The sequence below is a fragment of the Paraburkholderia sprentiae WSM5005 genome, from assembly GCF_001865575.2.
Lineage (GTDB): Bacteria > Pseudomonadota > Gammaproteobacteria > Burkholderiales > Burkholderiaceae > Paraburkholderia > Paraburkholderia sprentiae.
In genome coordinates, this window is the sequence record NZ_CP017561.2 from 3,039,493 (window position 1) to 3,054,678 (window position 15,186).

Annotated in this window: 12 protein-coding genes; 2 read left to right on the forward strand and 10 right to left on the reverse strand. The window is 65.3% G+C overall.

Annotated features, from left to right (window positions below; genetic code table 11):
• Window positions 1-120: 120 nt before the first annotated feature.
• Window positions 121-1,077, reverse strand: a complete 957-nt coding sequence (locus BJG93_RS13805; protein WP_027198829.1) for a LysR family transcriptional regulator — start codon at window positions 1,075-1,077, stop codon at window positions 121-123.
• Window positions 1,078-1,240: 163 nt separating this feature from the next.
• On the opposite strand from BJG93_RS13805, the gene purB reads away from it, so the two are divergent.
• Entirely contained in the window at window positions 1,241-2,629 is a 1,389-nt protein-coding gene (purB, locus tag BJG93_RS13810; protein WP_027198830.1) for an adenylosuccinate lyase, read from the forward strand.
• Between the two features lie 96 nt (window positions 2,630-2,725).
• On the opposite strand, the gene BJG93_RS13815 is transcribed toward purB, so the two are convergent.
• The 4 genes from BJG93_RS13815 to edd form a co-directional block, all read right to left on the reverse strand.
• Complete coding sequence (locus BJG93_RS13815; protein ID WP_027198831.1) at window positions 2,726-3,220, reverse strand: gluconokinase; 495 nt, start codon at window positions 3,218-3,220, stop codon at window positions 2,726-2,728.
• A 10-nt stretch (window positions 3,221-3,230) separates the two neighbouring features.
• Window positions 3,231-4,634: a GntT/GntP/DsdX family permease gene (locus tag BJG93_RS13820; RefSeq protein ID WP_027198832.1), complete on the reverse strand. Its 1,404-nt coding sequence runs from the start codon at window positions 4,632-4,634 to the stop codon at window positions 3,231-3,233.
• Between the two features lie 251 nt (window positions 4,635-4,885).
• The gene (gene eda, locus BJG93_RS13825) at window positions 4,886-5,527 is read right to left on the reverse strand and encodes a bifunctional 4-hydroxy-2-oxoglutarate aldolase/2-dehydro-3-deoxy-phosphogluconate aldolase (protein WP_027198833.1); all 642 of its coding nucleotides are present in this window, start codon (window positions 5,525-5,527) and stop codon (window positions 4,886-4,888) included.
• Window positions 5,528-5,529: 2 nt separating this feature from the next.
• A complete protein-coding gene (edd, locus tag BJG93_RS13830; protein WP_027198834.1) occupies window positions 5,530-7,482 on the reverse strand; it encodes a phosphogluconate dehydratase in 1,953 nt (650 codons plus the stop codon).
• 298 nt (window positions 7,483-7,780) lie between these two features.
• On the opposite strand from edd, the gene BJG93_RS13835 reads away from it, so the two are divergent.
• Entirely contained in the window at window positions 7,781-8,626 is an 846-nt protein-coding gene (locus tag BJG93_RS13835) for a MurR/RpiR family transcriptional regulator (protein ID WP_027198835.1), read from the forward strand.
• Between the two features lie 31 nt (window positions 8,627-8,657).
• On the opposite strand, the gene BJG93_RS13840 is transcribed toward BJG93_RS13835, so the two are convergent.
• The 5 genes from BJG93_RS13840 to leuS all read right to left on the reverse strand — a co-directional run bounded on the left by BJG93_RS13840 (window position 8,658) and on the right by leuS (window position 15,099).
• The gene (locus BJG93_RS13840; RefSeq protein WP_027198836.1) at window positions 8,658-9,074 is read right to left on the reverse strand and encodes a CopD family protein; all 417 of its coding nucleotides are present in this window, start codon (window positions 9,072-9,074) and stop codon (window positions 8,658-8,660) included.
• 58 nt (window positions 9,075-9,132) lie between these two features.
• Window positions 9,133-10,404, reverse strand: a complete 1,272-nt coding sequence (locus tag BJG93_RS13845; protein WP_027198837.1) for a glutamate-5-semialdehyde dehydrogenase — start codon at window positions 10,402-10,404, stop codon at window positions 9,133-9,135.
• A 281-nt stretch (window positions 10,405-10,685) separates the two neighbouring features.
• Window positions 10,686-11,813 carry a DNA polymerase III subunit delta gene (holA, locus tag BJG93_RS13850; RefSeq protein WP_027198838.1) on the reverse strand — a complete coding sequence of 376 codons (1,128 nt, stop codon included), beginning with the start codon at window positions 11,811-11,813 and terminating at the stop codon, window positions 10,686-10,688.
• A 54-nt stretch (window positions 11,814-11,867) separates the two neighbouring features.
• On the reverse strand, window positions 11,868-12,419 hold the full coding sequence (locus BJG93_RS13855; RefSeq protein ID WP_027198839.1) for an LPS-assembly lipoprotein LptE: 552 nt from the start codon (window positions 12,417-12,419) through the stop codon (window positions 11,868-11,870).
• A gap of 88 nt (window positions 12,420-12,507) precedes the next feature.
• Window positions 12,508-15,099 (reverse strand): leucine--tRNA ligase, encoded by a 2,592-nt coding sequence (gene leuS / locus BJG93_RS13860; protein ID WP_027198840.1) that lies wholly within the window; start codon window positions 15,097-15,099, stop codon window positions 12,508-12,510.
• Window positions 15,100-15,186 lie beyond the last annotated feature (87 nt).

A 15,186-nucleotide genomic window follows, 5' to 3' on the forward strand; every position in this document is an offset into this window, starting at 1 on the left:
GCTCCGGCGTTTGATCGAATACGGGCATTGTGGAAAAACGCCGTATCGAAATCCAATGCCGTTTCCTTATCCCGTTATGTTTTTCTTGCATAACGTTCGGAAAGCTGCAAATTCGCGTCGTCAGGCGGCGCCCTGCCTGAGCTCCTCCGACACCACGTCCCATAACTGCCGCACGAGGATCTGGCGCGCGTCGTCGCTTTTCGCGGCGAGCTTGTCGCGATACAGGCGAATCTCCATGCTGAGCGTTAGCTGGCCTTCGGGCGTGCCCCGCGTCGCGCGATCGAGGCGGATCAGCCGGCCTTCGGCTACCGCGTCTTCGACCGCGCTATGCGGCAGGAACGCGACGCCGTGACCGGCGAGCGCCATCGCCTTGAGCCCCTCGGCCATGTCGGTTTCGTAGAGCCGGTCCAGGTATAGGCGCTGCGGCGCGTTCGCGAGAATCACCTCGGTCATGCGCCCGAGGTACGCGTTCGGCGTGTACGACAGATACGGCGCGGGCGCATCGGCCGAGCCCGGCAGCGTATGGCGCGGCCTGCCCGCGCGGGCCGGCGCCGAGAACGGGCTGATCGGCTCGTGGCCGAGCGTCAGCATGTCGTAGCGTGCCGGGTCGAGCGCGACCGGGTGGCTCGGATGGTGATAGCCCATCATCAGATCGCAGCCGCCTTCCACCAGCGAGAGCGCCGCGTCATGCACGTTCAGCGCGCGCAGCCGGGTATGGATCGGGCCCATCTGCGCCTCGATGCGCTGCAGCCAGCGCGGAAAGTACGTCAGCGACAGCGTGTGCGGGACCGCGAATTCGATGGTCGCCTGCGGCGTCGCCGTGTGGCCGCGCAGCAACGCGCGCGCCTCGTGGAATTGCGACAGCATCGCGAGCGCCTGCTCGTTGAACACCTGACCGGCGGCCGTGAGCCGCGTCGGATAAACAGAACGATCGATCAGTTCCGTGCCGAGCCACGCTTCGAGCGCCTGGATGCGGCGCGAGAAGGCAGGCTGCGTGACGTGGCGCAATTCGGCCGAGCGGCTGAAGCTACGCGTTTCCGCGAGCGAAATGAAGTCTTCGAGCCATTTCAGTTCCATGCGATTGCGCTTGCCGGCGAGAGGGAGGAAGTCTGCATTCTAGCGGCGCGAGGCGTGGCCGGCGCATCCGGGCGGCCGCCTCGGATCGCGGTGGTAAAATCCACGGTTCCCTCCGTTTCCGATCCGCTCGCTGAGCGCTCAACGCCTCAACCCGGTCCTCACCATGTCCGACACCCGCCCCGACACTCTGTTCGCGCTGAACGCGCTCTCCCCGCTCGACGGCCGCTATGCCGCCAAAACCGAAGCCCTGCGCGACTGGCTCTCGGAAGCCGCCTTCATGCGCAATCGCGTGACGGTCGAAGTCCACTGGCTGATCGCGCTGTCGCGCGCCGGCTTCGCCGAAGTGCCGCGCTTCTCCGACGCGTCCGAGCAGTTCCTGCTGCAATTGGCCGAGCGCTTCACCGCGCACGACGCCGCGCGCATCAAGGAAATCGAGCGCGTGACGAACCACGACGTGAAGGCGGTCGAGTACTGGCTGAAGGAATCGGTCAAGGGTCAGCAAGAACTGGAGCGCGCGAGCGAGTTCATCCACTTCGCGTGCACGTCCGAAGACATCAACAACACCTCGCACGGGCTGATGCTGGCCGGCGCGCGGGAACACGTGATCCTGCCGGCGCTGCGCTCGGTGCATCAACGCCTCGTCGCGCTCGCGCACGCGCAGGCCGCCCAGCCGCTGCTGTCGCGCACGCACGGTCAGCCGGCCAGCCCGACCACGCTCGGCAAGGAACTCGCCAACGTCGCCGCGCGTCTCGCGCGCGCGATCGAGCGTATCGCGAAGGTCGAGCTGCTCGGCAAGATGAACGGCGCGGTCGGCAACTTCAACGCGCACCTATCCGCGTATCCGGAATTCGACTGGGAAGCGTTCTCGAAGGACGTCGTCGAAAACCGTCTGAAGCTCACGTTCAATCCGTACACGATCCAGATCGAGCCGCACGACTACATGGCCGAGCTGTTCGACGCGATCTCGCGCGCGAACACGATCCTGCTGGACCTGGACCGCGACGTGTGGGGCTACATCTCGCTCGGCTACTTCAAGCAGCGCACGAAGGCCGGCGAGATCGGCTCGTCGACGATGCCGCACAAGGTCAACCCGATCGACTTCGAAAACTCCGAAGGCAACCTCGGCCTCGCGAACGCGACGCTGCGTCACCTCGCCGACAAGTTGCCGGTATCGCGCTGGCAGCGCGACCTGACCGACTCGACGGTGCTGCGCAACATCGGCGTCGCGTTCGGCTACTCGCTGCTCGCGTACGACTCGCTGATCCGCGGCCTCGACAAGCTCGAAGTGAACGCGCAGCGTCTGAACGACGACCTCGACAACTGCTGGGAAGTGCTGGCCGAGCCGGTGCAGACCGTGATGCGCCGTTACGGCATCGAGAATCCGTATGAGCAGCTGAAGGAGCTGACGCGCGGCAAGGGCATCACGCGCGAGGCACTGCGGAGCTTCATCGGCGGCCTGGCGATTCCGCAGGACGCGAAGGACCGCCTGCTCGCGATGACGCCTGGCTCGTACATCGGCAAGGCCGTCGAGCTGGCGAAGCGGATCGGCTGATCGGCTGGCCCAGTTTCAGCGCGCAAAAAAGCCGCTCCGGGGAGCGGCTTTTTTTTCGTCCCGCGGTCGAGGCCGGAACGCGGAGAAATTAAAGCATCAGCGCGCTTCGACCTGCGCGAGCACCTGGTCGACGATCTGTTCCGGCGTCAGCTCGATGCTGACCGTGACCGCCTCATCGTCACCGGGCTCCTCGAGCGTATCGAGCTGGCTTTGCAGCAGCGACGGATCGAAGAAATGCCCGGTGCGATGCCCGAGACGCTCGGCGAGCACCTCGCGCGAACCCTTCAGGTAGACGAAGCACACGTCCTTGTCGCCGTCGCGCAGTACATCGCGATACGAGCGCTTCAGCGACGAGCACGTGAATACCGCCGTCTCGCCCGCCTTCTGCTTTTCCTCGATCGCCGCGCGGATCGTCTTCAGCCACGGCCAGCGGTCCTCGTCGGTGAGCGGGATGCCGTGGTGCATCTTCTCCTTGTTCGCCGCGCTATGGAACGCGTCGCCGTCGGTGAACGCGCAATGCAGGCGCTCGGCCAGCATTTCGCCAATCCTCGTCTTGCCGGCGCCCGACACGCCCATTGCGATCAGAATCATTTGAAACTCCTTACAGGACCGCCGCGAGTGCGAAGGTCAGGCCCAGCCCCATCAGCGAGATGATGGTTTCGAGGAGCGACCACGTCTTGAAGGTCTGCCCCACCGTCATACCGAAATATTCCTTGATCAGCCAGAAGCCGCCGTCGTTCACGTGCGAGAAGATCAGCGAGCCCGAGCCGGTCGCGAGCACCATCAGTTCCGGCTTCACCTGCACCGCGCCCGCAGCCGCGATCGGCGCGACGATGCCGCAGGCGGTCGTCATCGCGACGGTGGCCGAACCGGTCGCGAGACGGATCATCGCCGCGACGAGCCAGCCGAACAGCAGCGGCGAAAGATGCACCGCGGTCGCCACGTTGGTGATTTCCTTCGAAATGCCGCTATCCATCAGCACGCGGCCAAAACCGCCGCCCGCACCGACGATCAGTGTAATGCCGGCGATCGGCGCCAGACATTCGCCGCAGAACTTCTGGATCTGCTCGCGCGTAAAGCCGCGGCTCGCGCCGAAGGTCCAGAAGCTGACCAGCACGGCCGTCAGCAGAGCGACGTCGGTATTGCCGAAGAAGCGCAGCAGATCGTTCGGCACGGTCTTCGGCGCGAACACCAGGTCGGCCCAGCTGCCGACCAGCATCAGCACCACCGGCAACAGGATCGTCGCCAGCGTGATGCCGAAGCCCGGCAGTTCGCGCTTCGGTGCGGCGACCTTCGCGGCGTGACCACTTTGCACGCCGTTGGCGTCCTTGACGTCGCTACCCAGAAACTGCGCGGCCAGCGCATTTTCCGTCGGCAACTGGATATGGCGGCTCACCAGCAGCGCGAACAGCGGACCGGCGACGATCGCGCACGGCACGCCGACGATCAGACCGTAGGCGATCGTCTTGCCGATATCCGCGTGATACGCCTGCACGGCCAGCAGCGCGGCCGGGTGCGGCGGAATCAGCCCGTGCACGACGGACAGACCCGCGACCATCGGCAGCCCGACCAGCAGCAGCGACTTGTTGGTGCGCCTGGCGACGTTGAACGCGATCGGAATCAGCAGCACGAAGCCGACTTCGAAGAACACCGGCAAGCCGACGATGATCGCTACGACCATCATCGCCCAGTGAATGTGCTTCTCGCCGAACCAGTTGATCAGCGTGGTCGCGACGCGTTCGGCGCCGCCCGATTCGGCCATCATCTTGCCGAGCATCGTGCCGAGACCGACCACGACGGCAATGTGCCCCAGCGTGTTGCCGTTACCGGTTTCGAACGATTTGACGATGGTCTGCATCGGCATGCCGGCCACGAGGCCCAGCAGCAATGAGACGATGATCAGGACGAGAAACGGATAGACCTTTAAGCGCGTGATCATGAAGATCAGCAACGCGATCGCGATTAACGCGTAGACCAGCAGCATGCTGCCGTGGGCAGATTCCATGAAGCCTCTCCTTTGGTTTATTGATTTCAGAGTGCGGATGCGGCCGCCACCTCGTCTCACGGCAACCTGCGCGATGCCTGACAATCCGGCTAGCCGCGCGGACGCTGAATTTTACTGTCTGTTTCCCGAAAACGCGCGCAAGTCCAGCACGCATACCCAGTAAAAAAGGAGCCTCGGCGCGACAGCCTGATGCGGCTGTATCGACGAGACTCCTTTTATCCGGTTAATTGACCGATACGCGCAAGCGGCGTTTAGTGCACGGGCGCCGCCAGTTGGCTCGCGGCGCGCGCGAGGCGCGTGACCTCGTCCCAGTTCTGCGCGGCGAGCGCGGACTTCGGCGTGAGCCACGAACCGCCGACGCAGACCACGTTCGGCAGCGACAGGAAATGCGGCGCGCTCTCCGCCGTAATGCCGCCGGTCGGGCAGAACTTCAGCGCGGGGAACGGCCCGTGGAACGCCTGCAACATCGGCACGCCGCCCGCCTGCTGAGCCGGGAAGAACTTGACGATCTCGTAGCCGAGTTCGAGCGCGAGGATGATGTCCGACGGCGTCATCACGCCGGGCAACAGCGGCAGACCCGCGTCCTGCGCGGCCTGGTGCATGTCCTTGGTCAGACCCGGCGACACGCCGAATTGCGCGCCCGCCTTCTTCGCTTGCGCGCAATGCTCGGGCTTCGTGATCGTGCCGACACCGACCACGATGTCGTCGGCGAGCTCGCACGCGCGCTCGATCGCGCCGAGACCCGCCGGCGTGCGCAGCGTGATTTCGAGCACCTTCACGCCGCCCGCGTGCAACGCACGCGACACGTGTTCGCCCTGTTCGACCGTTTCAAACGCGAGCACCGGAATCACCGGGCCGAGGCGCACGATATCGCTTACTGATTTTGACGTCATGGTCAGACTCCTTGTTTTTGCAGCGCCGCGCCGGCTTGCGCGGTGCTCGCGTGATGGTCGCTGTGTTGATGGCCGTGCTTGTGGTGGCTGCCGTGGCCGTGCTGACCGTCAGCCGCGCCGCCCTCGCCGACCAGCTTGCCGAACACCGATGCGCCCTGCTCCGCCGGCGCCGCCGCCGCACGGAACACGCCGAACAGCTCGCGGCCGAAGCCGACTTCGTTATCAGCCTGATGCAGCGACTCCGCATGCGCACGCGCGGCCCATTCGGCCTCGTCGATCTCGACGTCGAGCACGCCGGCTTCGGCGTCGATCACCAGCATGTCGCCGCTGCGGATCTTGCCGATCGGGCCTTGCAGCAACGCTTCCGGCGACAGATGAATCACCGCCGGCACCTTGCCCGACGCGCCCGACATGCGGCCGTCGGTCACCAGCGCGACGTGAAAACCCTGATCCTGCAACACGCCGAGCAGCGGCGTCAAACGATGCAACTCGGGCATGCCGTTGGCACGCGCGCCCTGGAAGCGCACCACCGCGATGAAGTCGCGCTTGAGCTCGCCCTTGTCGAACGCTTCCTGCACCGCTTCCTGTGAATCGAACACGATGGCCGGCGCCTTCACCTTGCGATGCTGCGCCGCCACCGCCGAAATCTTGATCACGCCGCGGCCGAGCTTGCCCTGCATCAGACGCAGGCCGCCGTCCGGCTGGAACGGTTCCTTGATGCCGCGCAGCACCGCGGTGTCCGCGCTCGCCTCGACGCCCGCGACCCATTGCAGCTTGCCGTCGAGCAGCTTCGGCTCCTCGGTGTAGCGCTTCAGGCCCTTGCCCGCGACCGTGTTCACGTCTTCATGCAGCAGACCGCCTTCGAGCAGATTGCGCACGAGGAACGCGACGCCGCCCGCCGCGTGGAAGTGGTTCACGTCGGCCTTGCCGTTCGGATAGATCTTCGCGAGCAGCGGCACCGCTTGGGAGAGCGCATCGAAGTCGTCCCAGTCGATCACGATGCCGGCCGCGCGCGCGATCGCGACCAGATGCAGCGTGTGATTGGTCGAGCCGCCGGTGGCCAGCAGCGCGACGATGCCGTTGACGATCGCCCGTTCGTCGACCACATGGCCGATCGGCATGTAGTGGCCGCGCTCGACCGTCAGATCGAGCACGCGGCGCGCGGCCTGCGCGGTCAGCGCGTCGCGCAGCGGCGTATGCGGATGCACGAAGGCGGAGCCGGGCAGATGCAGACCCATCACTTCCATCAGCATCTGGTTGCTGTTCGCGGTGCCGTAGAACGTGCAGGTGCCGTGGCTGTGATAGGCGGCCGCTTCCGCTTCGAGCAGCGCGTCGCGGCCGCACTGGCCGGTCGCGAACTGCTGGCGCGTCTTGGCTTTGTCGTCGTTCGACAGGCCGCTCGCCATCGGGCCGGCCGGCACGAAGATGGTCGGCAGGTGGCCGAACTGCAGCGCGCCGATCAGCAGGCCCGGCACGATCTTGTCGCAGATGCCGAGGCACAGCGCCGCGTCGAACATGTTGTGCGTGAGCGCGACGGCCGTGCTCATCGCGATCACTTCGCGCGAGAACAGCGACAGCTCCATGCCCGCGTTGCCCTGCGTGACGCCGTCGCACATCGCCGGCACGCCGCCCGCGAATTGCGCGACGCCACCGTTTTCGCGTGCGGCCTGCTTGATGATGTCCGGGTAGTTTTTGTACGGCGCGTGCGCCGACAGCATCTCGTTGTACGACGACACAATGCCGATGTTCGGCTCGCGGATCTGCTTGATCACGAGCTTGTCGTTGCCTTCGAGGCCGGCGAAACCGTGAGCGAGATTCGCGCAGGACAACGCGCCGCGTGCAGGGAAGCGTCCCTGCGCATGCTGGATACGGGCCAGATACGCTTCACGCGTGGGCCTGCTGCGCTCGATCACGCGTTGCGTGACCTTCAACAATTGCGAATGCGGGGAAACCATCGGAGCTCCTTCGTCGCTGGGGGCGGGCGCATGCATGACGCCAGGCGGGTATTGCGGGTTGGGTTATCGAACGACGCCATCTTAGTAGAAAAACTACACGCCAGCAACGATGAGTTCTGCTGCGGCGCCGCATCGCCTGGAGCGTCGAATCGCCCTACCGGCGGCGCTTCAACGCTTTGCATCGAAAACCCAGGGAATACACTTATGCACCGATATGTAGTTTTTGTACCTAGCTTTTGTGCGCCAACGACCAATCGGATATAGTCCACACGTTCTTCAGCATAGTGCGAGTTTTCCGATGATGCTGTCTCAAGTGGAAGAGATGCGCGACCAGTTGCGCCCGTCCGAGCGCAAGCTGGCCGATTACGTGATCGAGGCGCCGCGCGAGGTGCTCGATCTGTCGATGACCGAAGTCGCCGCGCGCGCGGGCGTGAGTCAGCCGACCATCGCGCGCTTCTGTCGCGCGCTCGGCTTTTCCGGCTTTCGTGAATTCAAGATCCGTCTCGCGCAGGGCATCGCCAGCGAAGTGCCCGCCGTCTATCGCGACGTGCGGCCCGACGAGCCGACGCCGGGCGTCGCCGCGAAAGTGCTCGACCGGACGATCGGCGCGCTGATTCAGGTGCGCAACAATCTGTCGTCGGATAGCGTCGCGGCCGCGATCGACATACTCGCGCAGGCGAGGCGCATCGAGTTCTATGGCGCGGGCGGCTCGGGCATCGCCGCGCTCGACGTGCAGCACAAGTTCTTTCGCCTCGGCATGCCGAGCGTCGCGTATTCGGACCCGCATACGTTTCTGATGTCGGCCGCGTTGCTCGGGCCGGGGGACGTGGTCGTCGCGATCTCCAATACGGGCCGCACGCGCGACATCATCGATGCCGCGAAGGCCGCGCTGAACGCGGGCGCCAAGGTGATCGCGATCACGCACGGCAACTCGCCGCTCGCGCGGCTCGCAACCGTGGGCCTGTTTGCGAACGTCGACGAAGACACCGACATTTTTTCGCCGATGACCTCGCGCGTATCGCATCTGGCGATCGGCGACATTCTGGCGGTCGGCGTCGCGCTGAGCCGCGGGCCCGAACTCGTGGAGAAGCTCGCGCAGACGAAGGAAGTGATTCACCGGCGGCGGGTGGATTCGCAGGGGTGATACGTGCGCCGCGCTGAACGGCGTCAGCGGCTCAGAACGGCTTGATCACCACCAGCGCAACCGCCGCGAGCATACCGAGCACCGGCAGCTCGTTGAACATCCGATACCACTTGTCCGACCGGCGATTCTCACCGCGCTCGAACCTGCGCAGCAGTACGCCGCAATACGCGTGATAGACGACGAGCAGCACGACCACGCCGACCTTCGCGTGAATCCAGCCCTGCCCGCTGCCGATGCCGATCACGAGCCACAACCACAGGCCGCACGCGATCGCGGGCACGGCGATGAAGCTCATGAAGCGGAACAGCTTGCGCGCCATCAGCAGCAGACGCGCCGTCGCGGCGGGTTCCGTTTCCATCGCCAGATTGACGAAGATGCGCGGCAGATAGAACAGGCCGGCAAACCAGGAAGCAATCAACACGATGTGAAACGTCTTTACCCAGAGCATCGGCGGGTCCTTGTGGTCCTTGTTGTTGTGGTGGTGGTTGCAGTGCTTCGAAGCGTGGTTATTGACGGCCTTCGCCGTGACCGAGCACGACGTACTTCAGCGACGTCAGCCCTTCGAGGCCGACCGGGCCGCGCGCGTGCAGCTTGTCGTTTGAAATGCCGATCTCGGCGCCCAGGCCGAACTCGAAGCCGTCAGCGAAACGCGTCGACGCGTTGACCATCACGCTTGCCGAATCGACTTCGCGCAGGAAGCGCATCGCGCGGTCGTGGTCTTCGGTAACGATCGCGTCGGTATGCTGCGAGCTGTACGTGTTGATGTGCTCGATCGCCGCGTCGATGCCGTCGACCAGCTTGATCGCGAGCACCGGCGCGAGATATTCGGTGCGCCAGTCTTCCTCGGTCGCGTCGACGAGCGGACCGACGCCCGCATCGGCCAGCACCGCGCGCGCCGCCGCATCGACGCGCAGTTCGACATCCTTGCCGCGATACAGCTTGCCCAGCGGCGGCAGCACTTCAGCCGCGATGCCGCGCGCGACCAGCAGCGTTTCCATCGTGTTGCAGGTGCCGTAGCGGTGCGTCTTCGCGTTGTCGCAGACGTTGAGCGCCTTCGCCAGATCCGCGCGATCGTCGACGTAGACGTGGCAGATGCCGTCGAGGTGCTTGATCATCGGCACGCGCGCTTCGTTCATCAGACGCTCGATCAGGCTCTTGCCGCCGCGCGGCACGATCACGTCGACGTATTCGGCCATCGTGATCAGCTTGCCGACCGCCGCGCGGTCCGACGTCGCGACCACCTGCACCGCGTCCTGCGGCAGACCGGCCGCTTCGAGGCCCTCGCCGATCAGCTTCGCGAGCGCGGTATTGCATTCGAGCGCTTCCGAGCCGCCGCGCAAAATGGTCGCGTTGCCGGACTTCAGGCACAGCGCGGCCGCGTCGATCGTCACGTTCGGGCGCGATTCGTAGATGATGCCGATCACCCCCAGCGGCACTCGCATCTGGCCGACCTGGATGCCGCTCGGCCGATACTTCAGATTGCTGATTTCGCCGATCGGATCGGCCAGCGCCGCGACCTGGCGCAGGCCTTCGACCATCGTTTTCAGCGCCTTGTCCGAGAGCGTCAACCGGTCGATGAACGCCGCGTCGTGGCCCTTGCCGCGAGCGCGTTCGAGGTCACGCGCGTTGGCCGCCTTCAGCAGATCGGCATCGCGCTCGATCGCCTCGGCGACGGCCGCAAGCGCCGCATTCTTCGCGGCGCTCGACGCACGCGCCATCGCGCGCGAAGCCTGGCGGGCGCGCTGGCCGAGGTCGGTCATGTACTGGTCGATATCCATGGTCATTCTCGTGATGCCCGGCACGTTGGCGTGCGGTGGTCGGGCCGGATTAGCGAAAGATCGAACGATTGTAAGTCGGGTACCGGGGCTTTGCTCGCGCGCGGACAGCGGGTGCGCTGTGCTGTCGCCGGTTCGCCAAAGCGTTCGTTGAGCGTGTGGCACGCGAAACGCGGCGGTCTGCAAGGCGACTGACGGTTGCTATGCGGATGCCGGCATCAGCTGCTGTGTGGACACTGACGCGCGAGCGCATCGCTGCCCCAGCTCGCCCGCGCCCAGCTGCTTCAGACGGGCCGCCGCGCCGGCGCCGCAGTGGGCTCCCGAGGTCGCGGCGGCGGCACGGGCGACGCTGCCGACGGCTTCGGCGCGGCCACCGCCATGGCGAGTTCGAACAGGCCGTCCCACGGATCGGGCGGCGGATCATGGCGATGATTGCCCGGCGTGCCGCCCGACAGCCCCTTCACCTGGCGGTCGAGCCGCGCCGCCAGCGCCAGCGCCTTCTCAAGCGCGGCTTCACTGACACGCGACAGCGCCGGCCCGATCAGCCGTTCGCGCGGACCCCACACGCGGTTCTCGCGCGTGAGCATGGCGAGCGGCTTGCCGGCCGCGACGCCGCGCTTGATCCGCAGTAGCGTCCGTACTTCCTCGACGATCGCCCACAGCACGAGCACCGCGGCCTCTCCTTCACCGCGCAGTCCGTCGAGCATGCGCGCGAGACGGCCTACATCGCCCGCGAGCATCGCCTCGTTGAGCTTGAAAACGTCGTAACGCGCGACGTTGAGCACCGCGTCTTGCACCTGATCGAAGCTGAGCGAGCCGGCTGGATACAGCAGCCCGAGCTTCTGGATTTCCTGATGCGCGGCGAGCAGATTGCCCTCGACGCGCTCGGCGATGAACGCGAGCGCACGCCGGCCTTCCTCGCCAGCGGCGACGCGCTGACCTTGGGCCGCGAGCCGCTGCCCGACCCAGTTCGGCAGCTGCGCGCGCTCGACCGGATCGATTTTGAGCGCGACGCCGGCGTCGGCCAGCGCGGTGAACCATGCCGACTTCTGCGTGGCCGCATCGAGGCGCGGCAGCGTGATCATCGTCAGCACGTCGTCGTTGACGGCGGACGCGAGCGCCTTCAGCGCATCGGCGCCTTCCTTGCCGGGCTTGCCCGACGGAATGCGCAACTCGACCAACTGACGGTCGCCGAACAATGACATGGACTGGCTCGCGCCGAGCAGCGAACTCCAGTCGAAACCGCGCTCCACTGTGAACACCGAGCGGTCGGTGAAACCGGCTGCGCGCGCCGCCGCGCGGATGCGGTCGCACGCTTCCTGCGCGAGCAGGTGCTCGTCGCCGAACACGACGTACAGTGCGGCGAGGCCCTTGGCGAGATGCGCTTCGAGCGCGTCAGGTCGCAGTTGCATGACTGGCGGTCGGCGGAATGGATGAGATTCGACGCATCGCGAACGGCGCGACGCTCACAGCGGCGGCGGCGGCAGCGGTGCGCGCGGCGCGACGGCCGGCACGGCCTCAGCCGGCGTCGGATGCAGCGAACGCACCACGCCGAGACGGCGGACCAACTGATCGACCGCGTCGTTTTCCATGTCGGCGAACAGGATGTCGGACTCGGCGGCCTTCGCCTGCGAGAACTGGTCGCTATAGGTCATCGCGCGATTCAGCGCGATCACGCTGCCCGGAATCAACACGGTGCCGTCCTTGCCGGTCAGCGTGTAGGCCATCTGCAGGTTCAGCTGATACTCGGCCACGACGCCCAGCGAATTCAGCGTCAACGTGCTGATGTTGCGGTTCTGCGTGATCTGCAGAATCGCGTCGGCATTGGCAAGCGAGCTGACCACCACGGTGTCGCTGCCGCCCTGCACGATGCGCGTGAAGCGCGCGACGGCTGCGGGCGAGCCGCCCGCCACATAGAGGCGCTTGAATGCGTAGTCCTGCTGGCCGCGCAGCTTGAAGCCACAGGCCGATAACATCATTACGCTGCAAGCGAGCGTCAAAAACGATCTGCGAGTCACATTCGCTCCCGGTTCGCAGTGGATTCGCGGTGCCGACGAACGCCGCCGGGCGGGCGGCGCTCCATCTGCCGGATGAAGGCTCGGAACGTCAAACGACCACGTTCACAAGACGGCCCGGCACCACGATGATCTTCTTCGGCGCCTTGCCTTCGCTGAACTTCGCGACCATTTCGTGCGCGGCCGCTTGCTGCTCGATCGCTTCGCGAGACGCGTCCTTCGCGACCGTGATTGCGCCGCGCATTTTGCCGTTCACCTGCAGCACGAGTTCGATTTCGGCCTGTTCGAGCGCCTTCTCGTCGACCTTCGGCCACGGCGCGTCGAGCAGCGGGCCGAATTCGTCCGCGTAGCCGAGTTCCCGCCACAGCTGGAAAGTCAGATGCGGCACGACCGGGTACAGCACGCGCAGCATCACGCCGTAGGTTTCGCGCAGCACGGCGCTCTGCGCGCCCTTCGCGCCGTCGAGCGCGTTGAGCATCTTCATCGCGGCCGACACCACCGTGTTGTACTGCAGACGCTGATAGTCGAAGTCAGCCTGCTTCAGCACGCTGTAGATTTCGCGACGCAGCGCTTTGTCGGCGTCGTTGAGCCGAGCGGCGTCGAACTGGCCGCCCGCGCGCAGCGCGGCTTCGTTCGTGTAGCCGAAATTCCAGACGCGACGCAGGAAGCGGCTCGCGCCTTCGACGCCGGAACCCGACCACTCGAGCTGCTGCTCGGGCGGTGCCGCGAACATCACGAACAGACGCGCAGTGTCCGCGCCATGCTGATCGATCAGCATTTGCGGGTCGACGCCGTTGTTCTTCGATTTCGACATCTTCTCGACGCCGCCGAGCACGACCGGCTGGCCGTCCGCGTTCAGTACCGCGCCGACCGGACGGCCCTTGTCGTCGAACGACACGGTCACGTCAGCCGGGTTGTACCAGGTCTTCTTGCCCGCTTCGTTTTCGCGGTAGTAAGTTTCGTTGAGCACCATGCCCTGCGTGAGCAGGTTTTTCGCCGGCTCGCCGAATTTCACGAGACCGAGGTCGCGCATCACCTTCGCCCAGAAGCGCGAGTACAGCAGGTGCAGGATCGCGTGCTCGATACCGCCGATGTATTGATCCATCGGCGCCCAGTAGTCGGTGCGCTCGTCGACCATCGTCTTTGCATCCGGCGACGCATAGCGGTAGAAGTACCACGACGAATCGACGAAGGTGTCCATCGTGTCGGTTTCGCGCTTCGCCGCGCCGCCGCAGCTCGGGCACGTGCAGTTCAGGAACGCCTCGGACTTCGCGAGCGGGTTGCCCGTGCCGTCCGGCACGAGGTCTTCCGGCAACACGACCGGCAGATCCTTTTCCGGCACCGGCACGTCGCCGCATTTCGGGCAGTGGATGATCGGAATCGGCGTACCCCAATAACGCTGGCGCGACACGCCCCAGTCACGCAGGCGCCACGTGATCTGCTTGTCGCCGAGACCGAGTTCCTTAAGATCGGCTGCGATGCGGTCGACCGCTTCGTCGTACGCGAGGCCGTTGTATTTGCCGCTGTTCACCAGCGTGCCGGTCTTCTCGCCGTACCACTCCGCCCACGCTTCGGTCGAAAATGCCTTGCCTTCGACCGCCACCACCTGCTTGACCGGCAGACCGTACTTTTTCACGAACGCGAAGTCGCGCTCGTCGTGCGCCGGCACGCCCATCACCGCGCCTTCGCCATAGCTCATCAGCACGTAGTTGCCGATCCACACCTCGACCTTCTCGCCCGTCAGCGGATGCGTGACATAGAAGCCGGTGGCCATGCCTTTCTTTTCCATCGTCGCGACGTCGGCTTCCGCGACGCCGCCGCGCTTGCATTCGTCGATGAAGGCCTGCAGTTCCGGCTTGCCTTGCGCAAGACGCGTGGCGAGCGGATGCTCGGCGGCGATCGCGCAGAACGTGACGCCCATGATCGTGTCGGCGCGGGTCGTGAACACACGCAGCAGCTTCTGTTCGCCGTCGATTTCGTACGGAAAGCCGAAGTTCACGCCGAAGCTCTTGCCGATCCAGTTCTGCTGCATGATCTTCACGCGCTCGGGCCAGCCGAGGCCTTCGAGATCGTTCAGCAGTTCATCCGCGTACTGCGTGATGCGCATGTAGTACATCGGGATTTCGCGCTTTTCGACCAGCGCGCCAGAGCGCCAGCCGCGCCCGTCGATGACCTGCTCGTTCGCGAGCACGGTCTGGTCGACCGGGTCCCAGTTCACGGTGCCGGTTTTCTTGTACGCGATGCCCTTTTCGAGCATCTTCAGAAACAGCCACTGGTTCCACTTGTAGTAGTCGGGACTGCAGGTCGCGACTTCGCGCGACCAGTCGATCGCGAGGCCCATCGACTGCATCTGCTTCTTCATGTAAGCGATGTTGTCGTAGGTCCACTGCGCGGGCGGCACGTTGTTGGCCATCGCGGCGTTTTCCGCCGGCATGCCGAATGCATCCCAACCCATAGGCATCAGCACGTTGTAGCCGTTCATCCGCAGATAGCGGTACATCACGTCGTTGATGGTGTAGTTGCGCACGTGCCCCATGTGCAGCTTGCCCGACGGATACGGCAGCATCGAGACGCAGTAGAACTTGGGCTTTTCGGTGGTTTCCGTCGTCTTATAGGCGTCGATGGCGCGCCATTGCCCTTGCGCGGCGGCTTCGACGTCGAAGGGAACGTATTTTTCGTGCATGGTGTGATGGGATCGCTAGGTTCGGTGCTTTCGCACCGGCCCGGTGCTCTGCAGAATGTCGTTGCTCGTTTCCCCTTCGGCGGGGAA

Bases quoted from the DNA above. Each gene is read 5' to 3' on its own strand.
- BJG93_RS13840 (WP_027198836.1), bottom strand. From the start codon at position 9,074: ATGCTCTGGGTAAAGACGTTTCACATCGTGTTGATTGCTTCCTGGTTT.
- BJG93_RS13815 (WP_027198831.1), bottom strand. From the start codon at position 3,220: ATGATTCTGATCGCAATGGGCGTGTCGGGCGCCGGCAAGACGAGGATT.
- BJG93_RS13835 (WP_027198835.1), top strand. From the start codon at position 7,781: ATGATGCTGTCTCAAGTGGAAGAGATGCGCGACCAGTTGCGCCCGTCC.
- holA (WP_027198838.1), bottom strand. From the start codon at position 11,813: ATGCAACTGCGACCTGACGCGCTCGAAGCGCATCTCGCCAAGGGCCTC.
- purB (WP_027198830.1), top strand. From the start codon at position 1,241: ATGTCCGACACCCGCCCCGACACTCTGTTCGCGCTGAACGCGCTCTCC.
- eda (WP_027198833.1), bottom strand. From the start codon at position 5,527: ATGACGTCAAAATCAGTAAGCGATATCGTGCGCCTCGGCCCGGTGATT.
- BJG93_RS13820 (WP_027198832.1), bottom strand. From the start codon at position 4,634: ATGGAATCTGCCCACGGCAGCATGCTGCTGGTCTACGCGTTAATCGCG.
- leuS (WP_027198840.1), bottom strand. From the start codon at position 15,099: ATGCACGAAAAATACGTTCCCTTCGACGTCGAAGCCGCCGCGCAAGGG.
- edd (WP_027198834.1), bottom strand. From the start codon at position 7,482: ATGGTTTCCCCGCATTCGCAATTGTTGAAGGTCACGCAACGCGTGATC.
- BJG93_RS13805 (WP_027198829.1), bottom strand. From the start codon at position 1,077: ATGGAACTGAAATGGCTCGAAGACTTCATTTCGCTCGCGGAAACGCGT.
- BJG93_RS13845 (WP_027198837.1), bottom strand. From the start codon at position 10,404: ATGGATATCGACCAGTACATGACCGACCTCGGCCAGCGCGCCCGCCAG.